This window comes from Klebsiella sp. CN_Kp091 (assembly GCF_040065095.1).
GTDB lineage: Bacteria > Pseudomonadota > Gammaproteobacteria > Enterobacterales > Enterobacteriaceae > Klebsiella > Klebsiella aerogenes.
In genome coordinates this window covers 59,608-76,247 of the sequence record NZ_JBEAIO010000036.1, presented here as the reverse complement: position 1 = coordinate 76,247, position 16,640 = coordinate 59,608, and the positions used below count along the sequence as shown (strand labels likewise).

General features: G+C 55.7%; 17 protein-coding genes. 4 read left to right on the top strand and 13 right to left on the bottom strand.

Features of this window, described 5'->3' with window-relative positions:
• The first annotated feature begins 122 nt into the window (after positions 1 to 122).
• Positions 123 to 611, top strand: a complete 489-nt coding sequence (gene rfaH / locus ABLV17_RS14475) for a transcription/translation regulatory transformer protein RfaH (protein ID WP_015703997.1) — start codon at positions 123 to 125, stop codon at positions 609 to 611.
• Positions 612 to 619: 8 nt separating this feature from the next.
• Here rfaH and tatD read toward each other — a convergent pair whose 3' ends face one another.
• The 9 genes from tatD to udp form a co-directional block, all read right to left on the bottom strand.
• The gene (gene tatD / locus ABLV17_RS14470; RefSeq protein WP_308958008.1) at positions 620 to 1,414 is read right to left on the bottom strand and encodes a 3'-5' ssDNA/RNA exonuclease TatD; all 795 of its coding nucleotides are present in this window, start codon (positions 1,412 to 1,414) and stop codon (positions 620 to 622) included.
• A 32-nt stretch (positions 1,415 to 1,446) separates the two neighbouring features.
• On the bottom strand, positions 1,447 to 2,220 hold the full coding sequence (gene tatC, locus ABLV17_RS14465; RefSeq protein WP_015368842.1) for a Sec-independent protein translocase subunit TatC: 774 nt from the start codon (positions 2,218 to 2,220) through the stop codon (positions 1,447 to 1,449).
• Between the two features lie 3 nt (positions 2,221 to 2,223).
• A complete protein-coding gene (gene tatB, locus ABLV17_RS14460) occupies positions 2,224 to 2,760 on the bottom strand; it encodes a Sec-independent protein translocase protein TatB (protein WP_087858690.1) in 537 nt (178 codons plus the stop codon).
• 3 nt (positions 2,761 to 2,763) lie between these two features.
• Complete coding sequence (gene tatA, locus ABLV17_RS14455) at positions 2,764 to 3,015, bottom strand: Sec-independent protein translocase subunit TatA (protein ID WP_015368844.1); 252 nt, start codon at positions 3,013 to 3,015, stop codon at positions 2,764 to 2,766.
• A gap of 131 nt (positions 3,016 to 3,146) precedes the next feature.
• Positions 3,147 to 4,787 carry a ubiquinone biosynthesis regulatory protein kinase UbiB gene (gene ubiB / locus ABLV17_RS14450; protein WP_015368845.1) on the bottom strand — a complete coding sequence of 547 codons (1,641 nt, stop codon included), beginning with the start codon at positions 4,785 to 4,787 and terminating at the stop codon, positions 3,147 to 3,149.
• Positions 4,784 to 5,389 (bottom strand): SCP2 domain-containing protein, encoded by a 606-nt coding sequence (locus ABLV17_RS14445; RefSeq protein ID WP_032713803.1) that lies wholly within the window; start codon positions 5,387 to 5,389, stop codon positions 4,784 to 4,786. The genes ubiB and ABLV17_RS14445 overlap by 4 nt, the downstream gene beginning before the upstream one ends.
• Before the next feature lie 13 nt (positions 5,390 to 5,402).
• Positions 5,403 to 6,158 (bottom strand): bifunctional demethylmenaquinone methyltransferase/2-methoxy-6-polyprenyl-1,4-benzoquinol methylase UbiE, encoded by a 756-nt coding sequence (gene ubiE / locus ABLV17_RS14440; protein ID WP_015368847.1) that lies wholly within the window; start codon positions 6,156 to 6,158, stop codon positions 5,403 to 5,405.
• 70 nt (positions 6,159 to 6,228) lie between these two features.
• Positions 6,229 to 7,677 carry a DNA recombination protein RmuC gene (gene rmuC / locus ABLV17_RS14435; RefSeq protein ID WP_308958005.1) on the bottom strand — a complete coding sequence of 483 codons (1,449 nt, stop codon included), beginning with the start codon at positions 7,675 to 7,677 and terminating at the stop codon, positions 6,229 to 6,231.
• Between the two features lie 138 nt (positions 7,678 to 7,815).
• Positions 7,816 to 8,577 (bottom strand): uridine phosphorylase, encoded by a 762-nt coding sequence (udp, locus tag ABLV17_RS14430; RefSeq protein WP_004181652.1) that lies wholly within the window; start codon positions 8,575 to 8,577, stop codon positions 7,816 to 7,818.
• A gap of 265 nt (positions 8,578 to 8,842) precedes the next feature.
• Here udp and ABLV17_RS14425 point away from each other — a divergent pair, with 265 nt between their 5' ends.
• A complete protein-coding gene (locus tag ABLV17_RS14425) occupies positions 8,843 to 9,655 on the top strand; it encodes a dienelactone hydrolase family protein (RefSeq protein ID WP_063414943.1) in 813 nt (270 codons plus the stop codon).
• Positions 9,656 to 9,714: 59 nt separating this feature from the next.
• On the opposite strand, the gene metE is transcribed toward ABLV17_RS14425, so the two are convergent.
• A complete protein-coding gene (gene metE, locus ABLV17_RS14420) occupies positions 9,715 to 11,979 on the bottom strand; it encodes a 5-methyltetrahydropteroyltriglutamate--homocysteine S-methyltransferase (protein ID WP_015703992.1) in 2,265 nt (754 codons plus the stop codon).
• Between the two features lie 117 nt (positions 11,980 to 12,096).
• On the opposite strand from metE, the gene metR reads away from it, so the two are divergent.
• Positions 12,097 to 13,050, top strand: a complete 954-nt coding sequence (metR, locus tag ABLV17_RS14415; protein ID WP_015703991.1) for an HTH-type transcriptional regulator MetR — start codon at positions 12,097 to 12,099, stop codon at positions 13,048 to 13,050.
• Here the strand turns inward: metR and ABLV17_RS14410 are convergent.
• The 3 genes from ABLV17_RS14410 to pldB all read right to left on the bottom strand — a co-directional run bounded on the left by ABLV17_RS14410 (position 12,938) and on the right by pldB (position 15,763).
• Positions 12,938 to 13,837, bottom strand: coding sequence for a carboxylate/amino acid/amine transporter (locus tag ABLV17_RS14410; RefSeq protein WP_015368852.1), 900 nt, complete (start codon positions 13,835 to 13,837; stop codon positions 12,938 to 12,940). The genes metR and ABLV17_RS14410 overlap by 113 nt on opposite strands.
• An 88-nt stretch (positions 13,838 to 13,925) precedes the next feature.
• Entirely contained in the window at positions 13,926 to 14,726 is an 801-nt protein-coding gene (yigL, locus tag ABLV17_RS14405; protein WP_015368853.1) for a sugar/pyridoxal phosphate phosphatase YigL, read from the bottom strand.
• A 44-nt stretch (positions 14,727 to 14,770) separates the two neighbouring features.
• The gene (gene pldB / locus ABLV17_RS14400; RefSeq protein ID WP_045378727.1) at positions 14,771 to 15,763 is read right to left on the bottom strand and encodes a lysophospholipase L2; all 993 of its coding nucleotides are present in this window, start codon (positions 15,761 to 15,763) and stop codon (positions 14,771 to 14,773) included.
• Positions 15,764 to 15,872: 109 nt separating this feature from the next.
• Between pldB and rhtB the strand changes: the two genes are divergently transcribed.
• A complete protein-coding gene (gene rhtB / locus ABLV17_RS14395) occupies positions 15,873 to 16,493 on the top strand; it encodes a homoserine/homoserine lactone efflux protein (RefSeq protein WP_015368855.1) in 621 nt (206 codons plus the stop codon).
• Positions 16,494 to 16,640: the final 147 nt, after the last annotated feature.

The window sequence follows — 16,640 nt, the reverse complement described above, 5'->3', positions numbered from 1 at the left end:
ATGCTGTACTTTTGTTAAATAAGCGTAAATGAACAGGCTATTTACGCTTTCGCTTATAATGGTTTTCGCGATTGTTCCAGGCTTTTGTTATGCTTGCAGGTAGTAAAGCGGAAAGAGTCATTATGCAAGCCTGGTACTTACTTTATTGCAAACGTGGGCAGCTTCAGCGCGCCCAGGAACACCTTGAACGTCAGGCAGTCAATTGCCTGATGCCGACGATCGCGCTGGAAAAAATCATCCGTGGTAAACGTACTACGGTCAGCGAGCCCCTGTTCCCAAACTATCTATTCGTCGAATTCGATCCCGAGATCATTCATACCACCACCATCAGCGCTACCCGAGGGGTGAACAGTTTCGTCCGTTTTGGCGCCCAACCGGCAGTGGTCCCTTCAGAGGTGATTCACCAGCTTTCCATCTATAAACCGGAAGGTATTACCGACCCGGAAACGCCTCATGAAGGCGACAGCGTGTTAATCACCGACGGTGCTTTTGAAGGGCTGCAGGCTATCTTCACCGAGCCCGACGGCGAAGCCCGTTCAATGCTGCTCCTCAATCTGTTGAATAAACAGGTCCTGCAAAGCGTTAAAAATACCGACTTCTATAAAATCTGACGGCGCGGTTAAAAGCGCACGCCAAACAGCTTCCTGACGTTCGCATCCGTAACCTCCTCCAACCATTGCGCTTCCTCGCCTCGCCAGCCCGCTACGCTTGCCAGAATATGCGGCAGATAAGCGGGCTCGTTGCGCCGCGAGGAGGGCTTCGGCTTCATGTCCCTCGGTAATAGATATGGCGCGTCGGTCTCCAGCAACAGACGTTCCGCCGGGATTGCCGGCAACAGTTCACGAAGCTCCAGTCCCCGCCGCTCATCGCACACCCAGCCGGTGATACCGATAAATAACCCTTTATCAAGGCACTGAAGCACTTCCTCGCGGCTACCGGTAAAGCAGTGCAACACGGCGCCGGGCAGTTTATTGAGCCACGGATCCAGCAGTGCAAGGAACCGTTCATGGGCGTCACGGCAGTGTAAAAATACCGGCATTGAGAGCTCGGCCGCCAGCGCCAGCTGGGCGCTGAACGCCTTCTCCTGCTCCTGCGGCGTTGAGAAATTACGGTTGAAATCAAGACCGCATTCGCCAATCGCCGCCACCTGCGGCTGGCGGGCCAGCGCGTGGATTTCTTCGGCCACCGACTCAGTCCAGGTGCTGCTATCGTGCGGATGCACACCCGCGGTAGACCAGCAGTTGGCGTAACGGCCAGCCATCTGCCGCGCCTGCTGGCTTTCATGCAGATTGGTGCCGGTTAGCAGCATCCCATGAACACCCGCCGCCTGCGCGCGCGCAACCACCTCGTCGTGGTCGCGAGAAAACTGCGAGCTGGTCAGATTCACGCCAATATCAAACATCATAGCTCCCATATGACAACCGCCCTGACGGGCGGTTGGCGTTGTTACTCTTCTTTGCTCTCCGCCTCTTCGGCGGCGGCATCTTCGTCACGCGTCAGGCGTTTACCGGTATAGAAACGGGCAAAGAACACCCCGACTTCAAACAGGCAATACATGGGGATGGCCAACAGCGTTTGCGAGAACACATCCGGCGGCGTCAGCAGCATACCGACCACGAAGGCGCCCACCAGCACGTAGGGCCGTTTTTTACGCAAATCCTCCGGCGTCGTGACGCCCATCCAGCAGAGCAGGACGATGGCGACCGGCACTTCAAACGACACGCCAAAAGCCATGAACAGCGCCATGACAAAATCGAGGTAGCTACGGATATCGGTCGAAACTAATACCCCTTCCGGCGCGGCGTGAGTCAGGAAGCCGAATGCCAGCGGGAACACGACGAAATAAGCGAAAGCCATGCCGATATAGAACAGCAGCGTACTGGAAACCAGCAGCGGCATGACCAGCCGACGTTCATGCTTATACAGCGCCGGCGCCACGAATGCCCATACCTGATAAAGAATGACCGGCACTGACAGGATCACCGAAACCATAAAGGTCAGTTTGATCGGCGTGAAGAAAGGAGAAGCGACATCGGTGGCGATCATCGTCGCGCCTACCGGCATTTTGCTGATAAGCGGAGCGGAAACCAGTTGATAGATATCGTTGGCGAAGTAAACCAACGCCAGGAAGATCACCAGGATGGCAATGATGCTGTTGAGCAGGCGCTTACGCAGCTCAATCAGATGTGAAATTAACGGTTGAGTCTCGTCTACGCCCATTTTTTACGCTTTATCACTCGATGCGGGGGAAGAATCTGGCACTGCCGCGGCGGCTTTTTCCTTAACCGCCGGGACTTCAGCCGGCGAAACGGATGGCTCCTCGGCAACGGGCTCCGGCGTATGTGCCGGGGCGCTGACCTGATGTTCCGCCGTTGCCGGTGTGACATCCTGGCGCTGCGCTTCGCTACCTTTGACGACCGGATTATGGATGGTGTTCGCTTCGTCGCTGGCCTTTTCAGGATCGTGGGCGGTATAGGAACGCTTCATGGATTCGGCCGCTTCGCGCAGTTCATCCATCGAGGCTTTGAGCTCCGGAGTCAGATTATCCAGGCTGGCCTTCTCCACCTTCTTCAGGCTCTCCTGAAACTCCTGCAGTTTTAGCTCCTGGGCAAGCTCATTTTGTACGGTGGTCGCCAGCGAGCGCAACGTACGGATCCAGCTGGCCACCGTTTTGACGGCGACGGGTAGTCGCTGTGGCCCCAATACGATGAGGCCAATCACGAACACCAGCAATAGTTCACTAAAACCGATATCGAACACGAATTACACCTGCTCTTTGTCGTGGCGTTTTGTCTCGTCTTTTTTCGCATCATCTTGTTTATCAGCGATAGTTTTCGCTGCAAAATCTGCATCGGCTGAGGATTTATCAGATTTCTCATCATCGCTCATCGCTTTTTTAAAGCCCTTGATCGATGCGCCTAAATCCGAACCCAGCGAGCTCAGCTTCTTCGTCCCGAAAAGCAGAACTACGATGACGACAACAATTAATAACTGCCAAATACTGATACCACCCATACACGTTCCCCTATGACAGATGATGAATGATGAGAGCGCATTATACACGTCATCCGGTGAGACGCCTCTTTGTCAGGCCGCTCACATGACTTCGCGCAAGAATCAATGCGCCAGAATAAACGCGAAACCTGTCAGCGCGTTTTTCGCCAACCAATAAGCCAGGTCACGACGCCGCCGGCCATCAGCCAGCCTGGCATCATGCCCCACTCCGGGCGGTGGATAAATAACAGCGTACCGCTTAAAAGCAAAACGGCGCCTATACCAAACAGATAGCGGGACTGCCCCTGGCGCACGTGACGCACCTGGAAGTCGCGCACGATAGTATCGACGCTGGTCTGCAGCTGTTTGCTCTGCTGCAGGCTTTGGTACACCAGCTCAGGAATTTCCGGCATCCTTTCAATCCAGAACGGCGCTTTTTCTTTAAACGCACGCACCAGCGCGGGAATACCGACCTGATCCTTAATCCACGACTCGAGGAAAGGCTTCGCCGTTTTCCACAAGTCTAACTGAGGATAGAGCTGACGACCTACCCCTTCTACGTAAAGTAATGTCTTCTGAAGCAAAACCAGCTGCGGCTGTACTTCCATATTGAAACGCCGCGCGGTGTTAAACAGATTAAGCAATACGTGGCCGAAGGAGATTTCCGCCAGCGGCTTTTCAAAGATGGGCTCGCACACGGTGCGAATCGCAAACTCAAACTCTTCAACGTTGGTATCCGGCGGCACCCAGCCGGAATCGACGTGCAGCTCGGCAACCTTACGATAATCGCGGTTGAAGAAAGCGATAAAGTTTTCTGCCAGATAGCGCTTATCGTCTTTGTTCAGCGAGCCGACGATACCGCAGTCGATACCGATATATTGCGGGTCATGTGGATGATCGTAGCTAACGAAAATATTACCCGGATGCATATCCGCATGGAAAAAGCTGTCGCGGAACACCTGGGTAAAGAAGACCTGCACCCCACGCTCCGCGAGCAACTGCATGTTGGTACCCTGGGCTTCCAGCGCGGCGACATCGGAAACCGGAATACCGTAGATCCGCTCCATCACCATCATGCCTTCGCTGCAGTAATCGGAATAGACTTCCGGCACGTATAGCATTGGGCTGTCTTCGAAATTGCGCCGTAGCTGAATAGCGTTAGCCGACTCGCGTAACAGGTTCAGCTCGTCCATCAGCGTTTTTTCATACTCGCGGACGACTTCCTGCGGACGCAAACGGCGACCATCCGGCAGCAGACGAGGCACCCAGCGCGCCAGGCGGTAGATTAATTTCATGTCCGCTTTAATTACCGGCAAGATATCCGGGCGGATGACCTTGATGACGACCTCTTTACCGTTGTCTTTCAGCCGCGCGGTATGGACCTGGGCAATGGAGGCGGAAGCGAGCGGCTCAATGGCGAAATCATCGAACCAGGCTTCAATGGGCAAACCGCCCATCGCTTGTTCGATCTGTTGTTTAGCCAGTTTGCCATCGAAAGGCGCGACGCGATCCTGCAGCAGCGCTAGTTGATCGGCGATTTGCGGCGGGAACAGGTCGCGGCGGGTGGAGAGCATTTGGCCGAACTTAATCCACACCGGGCCCAGCTCCTGCAGCGCCAGGCGTAAGCGTTGACCCAGCGGTTTATCTTTGTGGCGATTCGGCATCCAGAACAACATTCGCCGCCAGATGCGCAGCGGCAACGTGATACGCATTTTGGGAATGAGCTCATCAAGCCCGTAACTCAAAAAGGTGCGGATGATAAAATACAGGCGCCGTAATTCTCCTGGCGTCATTTGCCCTCCAGCGTTTCCAGCCGTTTTTCCAGTGCGGCCAGCGCGCGTTCTACAGCGGCGGACTCTTCAGCAAACCAGGCCATCTCTAACGGCCCCGGCGCCAGTCGCCACTCTTCGGTAATCGCTTCAGCGACGTAGCGCTGCTGGCTTTTCGCGCCCTGCAGCAGGAAGCGCGCGCCGCCGCGAAGCACCTTGCCAACCCCTTCAGCGACGATGTCGCCGGTATATGGCGCCAGTAGCTCTGCCGGGTCGAACTCCGCCAGATCGCAAAGCGCGACCATGTTCTGCACAACCTGCAGGTCGCCCTGTACTTCCAGATCGCCGCTGCGAATCAGCGCGGTCAGTTGTTGGCGGTTACGCAACTGCGGCAGCACGCTCAGGCGGGTTATCACGGTACAGTCAGCTTCGCCTTCCCACGCGCCGAGCACGTCGATTTGCTGCTCGCTAAAGGCCAGCACGACAGGCGCCGACAGCTCTTTGAGCTCTACGCGCAGCACTTTCCCCAGCAGGCGTTGACGCGCCGGTTTAAGCGCGCGGTCGCGCCAGAGAAAAGTATTAAGAACCGTTTCGATGCCAGCGGTAACCAGTGGTGCGAAAGGCATAGCGTCCCTCCTGTCAGAACTTATAGCCGCGGTGTAGCGCGACAATACCTGCCGTCAGGTTGTAGTAGTCGACGCTTTCAAAACCCGCCTCCTGCATCATGCCTTTCAGGGTGTCCTGATCGGGATGCATGCGGATGGATTCCGCCAGATAGCGATAGCTTTCCGCATCGTTTGCCACCAGTTCGCCGACTTTCGGCAGCACGTGGAAGGAATAAGCGTCGTAGGCTTTGCTCAGTGGTTCGAGAATCGGTTTGGAGAACTCCAGAACCAGCAAACGTCCGCCCGGTTTCAGCACGCGGTACATTGAACGCAGCGCTTTGTCTTTATCGGTAACGTTACGCAGGCCAAAGGAGATGGTGATGCAGTCAAAGGTGTTATCCGCAAACGGCAGCGCTTCAGCGTTGGCCTGAACGTATTCGACGTTACCGACAATACCGATGTTACGCAGTTTTTCGCGGCCCATTTTGAGCATCGAGTCATTGATATCGGCGAGCATTACGCGGCCGGTTTCGCCCACCAGACGGGAAAACTTCGCCGTCAGGTCGCCGGTGCCGCCCGCTAAGTCCAGTACGGTTTGCCCGCGACGCACGCCGCTGCAGTCGATGGTGAAGCGCTTCCACAAGCGATGAATCCCGAACGACATTAAGTCGTTCATCACATCATATTTTGCAGCGACAGAATGGAATACATGCGCCACCATGTCCGCCTTCTGCTCTTTGGCTACCGTTTGAAAGCCAAAATGCGTTGTTTCTTGTGAATCCTCAACCATCTCTATGCCCGCTTACTTATCAAGAAAATGTTCAGCGAGTGTAACAGATTCAGGCCATTTCCCATACGTTTCAGCTTGGCCTGACGTGCTCGTTTGCTCTCGCTGCAGGCGCGGAATCGGCGCTAAGCACATCTTCCTGCGGTGAATTTTCATCTTCCTCAAGGCGGTATTCGTCATCCTGCGCCGTGGCCTGCTCGACTAAATCAGGATTAATCCCGCGCTTAACCTCGACTCCCAGGCCACGGAATGACTCGGCCTGAACCAGCAGGTTGCCGCGCCCCGAGGCGAGCTTTTTCATCGCCTGGCGATAGTTATCCTGGGCTTTATCAAGGCTTTGACCAATAGCCGACATATCGTCGACAAACAGTCGCATCTTGTCATACAGGCGCCCGGCGCGCTCGGCGATTTTCTGCGCATTACGGCTTTGATGCTCATAGCGCCACAAGTTGGCGATGGTGCGCAACGCCACCAGCAGGGTTGTCGGGCTAACCAGCATAATATTGTTCTTCAGCGCCTCGCTGATAAGCTCAGGTTGACGGTCGATGGCCAGCAGGAACGCTGGCTCAACGGGGATGAACATCAGCACATAATCGAGCGAACGTAACCCTGGCAGTTGTTGGTAATCTTTACGCCCCAGCAGGCGAATGTGATTACGCACCGAGGCAATATGCTCCTGCAGCGCCGCTTCGCGGGTGTAATCATCCTCAGCGTTGAAATAACGCTCATAGGCGACAAGGGTCATTTTGGCGTCGATAACCACGTCTTTGCCCTGCGGCAGACGCACGATAACATCCGGCTGCATCCGCGATCGGTTATCGGTTTCGATGCTCACCTGAGTTTGATACTCATAGCCTTCGCGCAGGCCGGAGGCCTCCAGCACGCGGGTTAGCACCACTTCTCCCCAGTTGCCCTGGGTTTTGTTATCGCCCTTCAGCGCTTTCGTCAGGTTCAATGCCTCTTGCGCCATCTGTGCGTTCAGCTGTTGCAGGTTGCGGATTTCATGCGCCAGCGTGTGGCGCTCACGCGCCTCCAGGCCGAAGCTATCCTGCACCTGGCGACGGAAGCCGTCGAGCTGTTCACGCAGCGGCGTCAGCAGGCCATGCAGGCTCTGGCGATTTTGTTCATCAACCCGGCGGTTGCTGTGTTCGAATATGCGGTTCGCCAGATTTTCAAACTGCTCGCTCAGGCGCTGCTCGCTGTTGACCATCTGGCGGATTTTATCTTCGGCATGCAGCTGTGTAGATTCCAGACGGGTGGTCACTTCACGCAGGTCGGCCTCCAGCGAGGTGTTGATATCACGTAGGCTGCGCAGCTCGTTGTTGAGAAGTTCGCACTCATCGCGCCAGTGCGATTCCTGCACCAGCTGCTGACGTGCGGCGCTAAGTTCGATATCCAGCTCGCGGCGCTCTTCAATGAGATCGGCACGGATTTGATCGGCACGGGCTTTTGTCGCCAGCCAGCCAACGATTAATCCTGCCGCCAGCGCCACCACGGCGCTTATCACAATAGAGATATCCACAACGCCTCCCCGGCAACCACTTACGACACAAAAATAGAATTGTGCTGTACAAACGTCCAGTTGAAAAGGATTTTCCTGCGAGGCGCTACGCAAAAAAGAAGGGCCGGAAGATCCGGCCCTGTCAGAAAGAGAGAAGAACTACAGCAGACGGCGCGCCGCTTCCACAACGATTTTTACCGCGTGGCTTTCGGTTTGCTTCATGGTTTCGGCGTTAGGGATCTCTTGCTGGGTACGGTTGACGATAACCCCTGCCACCATCCCTGCGCGCAGGCCCTGGCTGGCGCACATGGTCAGCAGCGTAGCGGATTCCATTTCATAGTTCATGACGCCCATTGCCTGCCACTCTTCCATCGAGCCTTTGAAACGGCTCACGACGCGGCCGGAGAAGGTGTCGTAACGCTCCTGGCCTGGATAGAAGGTATCAGAGGAAGCAGTCACGCCGATATGCGTAGTCGCGCCGATTGATTTCGCCGCTTCCACCAGCGCGGTGGTACAGGCGAAGTCAGCAACGGCCGGAAACTCCATCGGCGCAAAGTGCAGGCTGGCGCCGTCCAGACGGACAGAACCGGTCGTCACCAGTACATCGCCAACATTGATATGCGGCTGAATCGCGCCGGTGGTGCCGATACGCAGGAAGGTACGAACTCCCAGCTGCGCCAGCTCTTCCACGGCGATAGAGGTCGACGGGCCGCCGATACCGGTGGAGCAAACAATCACCGGTTTGCCGTCCAGCTCAGCGCGCCAGGAGGTAAATTCACGATGTGATGCCAGCTTAACCGGCTTATCCATCAGCGCGGCGATCTTTTCCACACGCTCCGGATCGCCAGGGACGATAGCCAGCGTAGCCCCTTGTAAATCGTTCTTAGTGAGGCCGAGATGAAAAACATCAGACTTGGACATAAAAAACTCCTCTGTGGGTCGAAGTATCAGCAGAAGCAAAAGGGTACTTTACAGAAGCCACTCGCTTATTTTTGTGATGATGGTCACCATGCATAACAATGATTGCATTTGTTTTTCAACAAATAGTGATTCACATCACATTAACAAGTTATATTCGCGGTCACAGAACAAAAGATAGCCGCTTTCAGGCACTGTGCTTTATTAACGTTCAGTCTAAGAGTCTATATTTATCGATGCGCTAATAAATAAGGGTACGGAGAATACCATGACCACAACCAAGCAACCCGGATTCGCACCTGCAGCCTCGCCGCACGCCTCTACCGCCGTCCATACGTCGGATGAGCATATTGTCGCCGGAGAAACCTCGATCCCATCGCAGGGCGAGAATATGCCGGCCTATCACGCCCGCCCGAAAAACGCCGACGGCCCACTGCCGATCGTTATCGTGGTGCAGGAAATTTTCGGCGTACATGAGCATATTCGCGATCTGTGCCGCCGCCTGGCGCAGGAAGGCTATCTGGCGATTGCGCCAGAACTCTACTTCCGCCAGGGCGATCCGAATGAGTACAACGATATCCCTACCCTGTTCAAAGAACTGGTCACTAAGGTGCCTGACGCGCAGGTGCTGGCGGATCTCGACCACGTCGCCAGTTGGGCGGCACGCCACGGCGGCGATGCCCATCGTCTGCTGATCACCGGTTTCTGCTGGGGCGGTCGCATCACCTGGCTGTATGCCGCGCATAACCCGCAGTTGAAGGCAGGCGTCGCCTGGTATGGCAAACTGGTGGGAGAAAAATCGCTGAATTCGCCAAAACACCCGGTGGATATCGCCGTCGACCTCAACGCGCCGGTACTTGGCCTGTACGGCGCTAAAGACGCCAGCATTCCGCAGGATACCGTCGAGACCATGCGCCAGGCGCTGCGGGCGGCGAATGCGAACGCCGAGATCGTGGTCTATCCCGAGGCCGATCACGCTTTTAACGCCGACTATCGCGCCAGCTATCACGAAGAGTCAGCCAAAGACGGCTGGCAGCGAATGCTGGCCTGGTTTGCTCAATATGGCGGTAAAAAAGGGTAACTCGCCTGATACATGAAAAGAGGAGGCCGTGGCCTCCTCTGTTGTTTTCCGCCTATCTATCAGGCTGATTCGCGCAGATTCTGCGCCGCTTGCACCATGTTCGCCAGCGCGGCGCGGGTTTCCGGCCAGCCGCGAGTTTTCAGGCCGCAGTCCGGGTTAACCCACAAGCGCTCCGCCGGAATACGCTGCGCGGCCTTCTCCAGCAACCCTTCAATCCACTCCACGCTCGGTACGTTTGGCGAGTGAATATCATAAACGCCCGGGCCGATTTCGTTTGGATATTCGAACTCTTCAAACGACTCCAGCAGTTCCATGTCAGAACGCGAGGTTTCAATGGTGATGACGTCGGCATCCAGCGCGGCGATAGAATCCATGATGTCATTGAACTCGCAATAACACATGTGGGTATGAATCTGGGTGTCATCCTTAGCAACCGCGGCGTTGATGCGAAAAGCTTCTACACCCCACTGTAGATAAGCATCCCAATCACTGCGCTTCAGCGGCAGACCTTCGCGCAGTGCCGGTTCATCAATCTGGATAATACCGATACCGGCCGCCTCCAGATCCGCCACTTCATCGCGCAGCGCCAGCGCAATCTGCTTCGCGATGGTTTCACGGCTGACATCTTCGCGCGGGAAGGACCAGCACAGAATGGTCACCGGACCGGTCAACATGCCTTTGACCGGCTTGTCGGTAAGAGACTGCGCGTACTTCGCCCACTCGACGGTGATCGCTTGCGGACGGCTGACGTCGCCGATAACCACCGGCGGCTTCACGCAGCGAGAGCCATAGCTTTGCACCCAACCGTTTTGCGTGAAGATGAAACCGTCCAGATGCTCGCCGAAATACTCCACCATGTCGTTACGCTCGGCTTCTCCGTGCACCAGCACGTCTAAACCCAGACGTTCTTGTTCGACGATCGCCTGCTTAATATGTTCAGCAATACCCGTCCGATAATGACTGGCATCAAGATTGCCCTTTTTGAAGTCCAGACGTAGGGTACGAATTTCGGTTGTCTGCGGGAATGAACCGATCGTCGTCGTCGGCCATGCTGGCAGGTTAAAGCGCCTGCGCTGCGCCTGTGCGCGCTCGGCATAAGGGCTGGCGCGCTGGCTGTCCTGCGCGGTGATTGCCGCCAGCCGTTTTTCCACTGCCGCGTTGTGTACGCGAGTCGAATGGCGACGAGCCTGGATTGGCGCGCTCCACGCCTCGATCGCCGTCGTATCACCGCTGTTCAGCGCATCGCGCAGCAGCGCCAGTTCGCCGCACTTCTGCAGGGCGAAAGCAAACCAGCTTTTTACTTCGGCATCAAGACGGGTCTCTACGCTCAGATCGATCGGGCTATGCAGCAAGGAGCAGGAAGAGGCGACCCATAGTTCGCGTTGACCGACAATCGCCTTAATTTGCGCATATTTTTCCGTGAGATCGGCGCGCCAGACGTTACGACCGTTGATCAGCCCGGCGGATAACAGCCAGTCGGCCGGCAGGCGTTTATGTAGTTCAGCAACATCATCTTTGCCATGCACCAGATCGACGTGAAGCCCCTGTACCGGCAGCGCGGTGATAACATCAAGGTTGTCGGCGATCCCTTCAAAATAGGTAGTCAGCAGTAGTTTTACCTGCCCCTGCAGGGCCTCATAAGCCGGTTTAAAGGCATCCAACCATGCTTGCGGCAGCTCCAGTACCAGCGCCGGTTCATCAATCTGCACCCACTCAATACCGCGTTTCGCCAGCTCGCCCAGTACCTGCTGGTAAACCGGAAGGATATCGTTCAGCAGGCTTAAACGGTCAAACTGTTCGCCTTTTACTTTGCCCAGCCACAGATAGGTTACCGGCCCCAGCAGTACAGGCTTAATCTTGTGGCCCAGCGCCAGCGCTTCGTCCACTTCATCCAGCAGTTGAGTCCAGCTCAGCTTGAACTGCTGGCCCTGGACAAATTCCGGCACCATGTAGTGATAGTTGGTATTGAACCACTTGGTCATTTCCGCGGCGGCAGCGGGTTCGCCGGTCGGCGCGCGACCGCGACCAATGCGGAACAGGGTATCGATATCGACGGTGCCGTCTTTGTTCTGATGACGAGCCGGCACGTTGCCCAGCAGCAGGCTGGTGGTCAGAACATGGTCGTACCAGGCAAAATCGCCCACCGGCAGCAGATCAATGCCTGCCTGTTTCTGCTGCTCCCAGTGACGAGCGCGAAGTTCGCGACCTACCGCCAACAGCTCTTCACGCGTGGCGTTGCCCGCCCAGTAGCTCTCTTGCGCTTTTTTCAGCTCGCGGCGAAGGCCAACGCGAGGAAAACCGAGGGTGTGATTGAGGATTGTCATGTTATGCCCCTTATGGAATTTTTTGCATTTAGCCATCCAGATGTTTACACATCCATAATGTAAAGGTACTGTATATTCCTCAAGCGCAAATTATTCATGCCGAAGTGAAGGACATTCATGATCGAGATTAAACACCTGAAAACGCTACAGGCGTTGCGGAACAGCGGCTCGCTGGCGGGCGCGGCGGCGGCCCTGCACCAAACCCAGTCGGCCCTGTCCCACCAGTTTAGCGATCTGGAACAGCGCCTTGGCTTCCGTTTGTTTGTGCGTAAAAGCCAGCCGCTACGCTTCACGCCGCAAGGAGAAATTCTGCTGCAGTTGGCCAATCAGGTGCTGCCGCAGATCGCTCGCGCGCTACAGGATTGCAACGAACCACAGCAAACCCGTCTGCGGCTGGCGATTGAGTGCCATAGCTGTATTCAATGGCTCACCCCGGCGCTGGAAAGCTTCCGCGCCCGCTGGCCGCTGGTGGAAGTTGATTTTCAGTCCGGCGTCACCTTTGACCCGCAGCCAGCCCTGCAGCAGGGTGAACTCGATCTGGTGATGACCTCAGATATTTTACCGCGTAGCGGTCTGCACTATTCACCGATGTTTGATTATGAAGTTCGTCTGGTGTTAGCACCGGAACATCCGCTGGCGGCGAAAACGCGCATCTCCCCGGAAGATCTGGCTGCGGAAACGTTACTGATTTATCCGGTACAGCGCGGGCGACTGGACATCTGGCGCCACTTCCTGCAACCGGCGGGGATCAGCCCGCAGTTGAAAAGCGTCGATAACACGCTGCTGCTAATTCAGATGGTTGCCGCGCGAATGGGTATCGCCGCCCTGCCGCACTGGGTGGTGGAAAGTTTTGAACGCCAGGGTTTGATTGTCACCAAAACCCTGGGAGAAGGACTGTGGAGCCGGCTGTACGCTGCGGTGCGCGATGGCGAGCAACGCCAGCCGGTAACAGAAGCATTTATTCGCTCAGCGCGGAACCACGCTTGCGATCATCTGCCGTTTGTACGGAGTGCGGAGCGACCCAGCGGCGATGGACCCATAGCGAAGCCAGGATTACCAGCGCGCCAATGATAAAGCTCGGCCAGTGAGGCTGCTCCTGCCAGATAGCAAGGTTAACCAGCAGCCCGGCGGGGACGTGAACGTTATTCATGATCCCCAACGTACCGGCATCCACCTGCGTCGCGCCGTAATTCCACATGAAGTACCCCAATCCGGAAGCAACCACGCCAAGCCAGACCAGGATTCCCCACTGCAGGCCGGTAGTCGGTAGCCTCTGCGGATTGCCCAGCATAAACCACGCCGCTACCGCCACAATAAAGGCGCCGGCATAGAACCAGGCAAAAGCATTGTGTTGCGGCATCGGGCGGACTTCCATCAAACGCTTGTAGCCCACCATGCCGATGGCGAAGCAGATATTCGACAACTGCACCAGCAATAGCCCGGTCCAGAAATGATCGCTGACTTTGTCATAGCGGATGATCGCCGCCCCTAACACCGCCAACGCCGCGCTAAGCAGATAGCCCCAGCGCAGTTTACGACCGCTGAGCAGATCGTAAATCAGGGTGATATACAGCGGGGTAAAGACCGTAAACAACAGAAATTCCGACACCGTCAGATAGAGATAGGCGCGGAAAGCCAGCAAATACATAATGCCAAGCTGCATTGCCCCCACTAGCATATAGAGCACGATGGTACGCGGAGACTGGCCGCGCGTACGCAGGAAAGGCAGGAACACCAGCGCTGCCAGGCCCACGCGCATCAGCACGGAAAAATAGCTATCGACGCTACCGGCAAGGTATTCGCCAATCAGACTAAACGAAAAGGCCCACAGGATAGTGGTGATAATTAAAAGCGCCACAACGGTCGTCTCATTGAATAAAGAACAGGCATTGTAGCGGAGAGAAGGGTTGACGGCTGACCACTTATTAGCCAGTCGTCAATGTTTATCAATCGAGATATAACTTGCGCAGGTAATGCGGTACGGCATCGTCGGCGTTGCTGCCGATCACTTCCAGCTCCGGATGCAAATCCTTCAACCGCTGATGGGCGTTTGCCATAATGCAGCCTTTACCGGCCATCGACAGCATCTCGGCGTCGTTCATGCCGTCGCCAAAGGCAATACACTCCTTGAGGCTGTAGCCGAGCATTTTCGCAACGGCCTCCAGCGCATGTCCCTTCGAAACACCGCCGGCCATTACTTCAAGACAAGTTAGCGTGGAGAAACTCACATTGACGCGGTCGCCCCAGCGCGCGTTGATAGCCTGCTCAAGCGGCAGCAAATGTTCATGATCTTCACAGGTGAAGAAAACTTTGCTGATGCCATCCGCATCCAGCTCGCCCGGTTCATAAAGCTTGTAGTTGAATACCGCCTCTTTGAAGAAGCGCATCTCTTCCGGGCGATGGCGATTCATAAACCATTCATCTTCACGATAGACGTTGGTCACAATCTTCACATCGTTACGCACCATCTCAAACAGATCGCTGGCGATATCGCGGTCGAGGTTATGGGCGAAGATTTGTTTTCCTTCACTATCATGTACCCGCGCGCCGTTAGAGGTGATCATGTACGACTTAATGCCGAGATTATCGCGGATCTGCCCCACATCGATGTAGTGGCGGCCAGTGGCGAAGACGAAATTTATCCCGCGCGCGGTGAGTAGCTTCAGCGTCTCTTTGGCATATGGGGTGAGGAAATGGTCGGGGGAAAGCAGCGTGCCATCTAAATCAGACGCAACAACCTGGTACATAAAAAATTTAACCTCTAAGCAGGGCGACGAGATCTATCGTCGGATTAAGTATGTCGATTGAAAAAATCGACGATGGCATTTAGCGCGACTGAGCGCATAGCGTCCTTTTCAAAAAGGATCTCGTGATATGCCCCTTCAATAACGAGCGGCTTATCGCCTTCGCAAGGGTGCCCGGCAGCGGAACGGAGTTCACAATAGCGGTCGTGCATCAGATTATCGACCACCCTTTCATCCTCAGCCTGAATCAATAACGTCGGAGTCGTGTCTTTCTCGACGCCGGACAATATCTCTTCACCGGCCAGAATACCTTCACGCACCCAGTGATAGGTTGGCCCGCCAACGCGTAGCCGCGGATCGTCAGCATAAAAACGCAGGTTGCGACGATAGCGCTGGCGGCTATGAGTCAATACATTGAGCGAAAACGGCAGCGCCCGCCAGCGGCCCGTACCGATGGCATACTCTTCGCGAATACGCTGATGGCCCTCAGCCCAGTCGAGAATATGGCGCACCATCCAGTCAGGCAGGCGCATGATGATGCCAAACATTGGCGCGCACAAGGCAATGGCGTCACAATGCTGCCGGTGACGCTGCAAGAACAGCGTGGCAATGGCGCCGCCCATCGAGTGGGCGAGAATAAAACGTTTACGCCAGTGGCCGGGAACCACTTCCTGCTGCCAAAGCGCAGCCAGATCGTCAACATAATCGCTAAAGCGCACAACATGACCGCGGTGGGTATCAGACAGCAACCTACCGGAGCGACCCTGACCGCGGTGATCGATAATCATCACGTCAAAGCCGCTGTGGAAGAGATCGTAGGCTAGTTCGGCGTACTTCACGTAGCTTTCGATGCGGCCGGGGCAAATGACCACCAGCCGGTCGTTATTTGCGGCACAAAAGCGCACAAAGCGTACCGGAACCTTATCGACGCCCGTAAATTCAGCTTCTTCCCGCTGATGCCAAAAATCCGTCAGCGGCCCCATGGTAAAGGCCGCAAACGCGTTTTCTCGTGTGTCCCAGTCCTTTTGCTGCCCAAACATCGGGTTTACACCCCTGTTAACCGCTGAAAATCGTTTTTTTGTCGCACATCACACAATGCTGATGCAATAGCGTATTGTGGCATAAAAATAGACAATCAGGGAGATTCTCATGACCTTCGAGTGGTGGTTCGCTTATCTGCTGACATCAATCATTCTCAGCCTGTCGCCGGGTTCCGGCGCGATCAATACCATGACCACATCCATCAACCACGGCTATCGCGGCGCGGCGGCCTCTATTGCCGGCCTGCAAACCGGATTGGCCATTCATATCGTGCTGGTCGGCGTCGGTTTGGGCACGCTCTTCTCGCGCTCGGTACTGGCATTTGAAGTGTTGAAATGGGCGGGCGCGGCCTATCTTATCTGGCTGGGGATTCAGCAATGGCGGGCGGCGGGTTCAATCGACCTGAATACGCTGGCGCGAACTCAAAGCCGCGGTAAGCTCTATAAACGCGCGGTGTTCGTCAATCTGACCAACCCAAAAAGTATCGTCTTCCTCGCCGCGCTGTTTCCCCAGTTCATCGTGCCGCATCAGCCGCAGGTGATGCAGTACCTGGTACTCGGCGTCACCACTATCGTAGTCGATATCATTGTGATGATCGGTTACGCGACGCTGGCGCAGCGCATTGCGGCCTGGATTAAAGGTCCGAAGCAGATGAAGGCGCTGAATAAAGTGTTTGGTTCGCTGTTTATGCTGGTGGGTGCGCTGCTCGCTTCCGCCCGTCACGCCTGAATACTGGAATCTTGCTCGCACAGCGCTGCGCCATTTGCGGCCTTAGTCGTATTATCACGCGTGCTGGCGCGCAAAGATGAGAGAGACTTTATCCACGCGCTGTCGGCCCCGCCTTTTCAGTGCCAGAATGCCGCCATTGGGTTTATT

What these genes read in the sequence shown, in the direction of transcription:
- ubiE (WP_015368847.1), bottom strand. Translation starts at nt 6,158, where the DNA reads ATGGTTGAGGATTCACAAGAAACAACGCATTTTGGCTTTCAAACGGTA.
- rhtB (WP_015368855.1), top strand. Translation starts at nt 15,873, where the DNA reads ATGACCTTCGAGTGGTGGTTCGCTTATCTGCTGACATCAATCATTCTC.
- ABLV17_RS14425 (WP_063414943.1), top strand. Translation starts at nt 8,843, where the DNA reads ATGACCACAACCAAGCAACCCGGATTCGCACCTGCAGCCTCGCCGCAC.
- ABLV17_RS14445 (WP_032713803.1), bottom strand. Translation starts at nt 5,389, where the DNA reads ATGCCTTTCGCACCACTGGTTACCGCTGGCATCGAAACGGTTCTTAAT.
- tatD (WP_308958008.1), bottom strand. Translation starts at nt 1,414, where the DNA reads ATGGGAGCTATGATGTTTGATATTGGCGTGAATCTGACCAGCTCGCAG.
- ubiB (WP_015368845.1), bottom strand. Translation starts at nt 4,787, where the DNA reads ATGACGCCAGGAGAATTACGGCGCCTGTATTTTATCATCCGCACCTTT.
- udp (WP_004181652.1), bottom strand. Translation starts at nt 8,577, where the DNA reads ATGTCCAAGTCTGATGTTTTTCATCTCGGCCTCACTAAGAACGATTTA.
- tatA (WP_015368844.1), bottom strand. Translation starts at nt 3,015, where the DNA reads ATGGGTGGTATCAGTATTTGGCAGTTATTAATTGTTGTCGTCATCGTA.
- metE (WP_015703992.1), bottom strand. Translation starts at nt 11,979, where the DNA reads ATGACAATCCTCAATCACACCCTCGGTTTTCCTCGCGTTGGCCTTCGC.
- yigL (WP_015368853.1), bottom strand. Translation starts at nt 14,726, where the DNA reads ATGTACCAGGTTGTTGCGTCTGATTTAGATGGCACGCTGCTTTCCCCC.
- pldB (WP_045378727.1), bottom strand. Translation starts at nt 15,763, where the DNA reads ATGTTTGGGCAGCAAAAGGACTGGGACACACGAGAAAACGCGTTTGCG.
- tatC (WP_015368842.1), bottom strand. Translation starts at nt 2,220, where the DNA reads ATGGGCGTAGACGAGACTCAACCGTTAATTTCACATCTGATTGAGCTG.
- metR (WP_015703991.1), top strand. Translation starts at nt 12,097, where the DNA reads ATGATCGAGATTAAACACCTGAAAACGCTACAGGCGTTGCGGAACAGC.
- rfaH (WP_015703997.1), top strand. Translation starts at nt 123, where the DNA reads ATGCAAGCCTGGTACTTACTTTATTGCAAACGTGGGCAGCTTCAGCGC.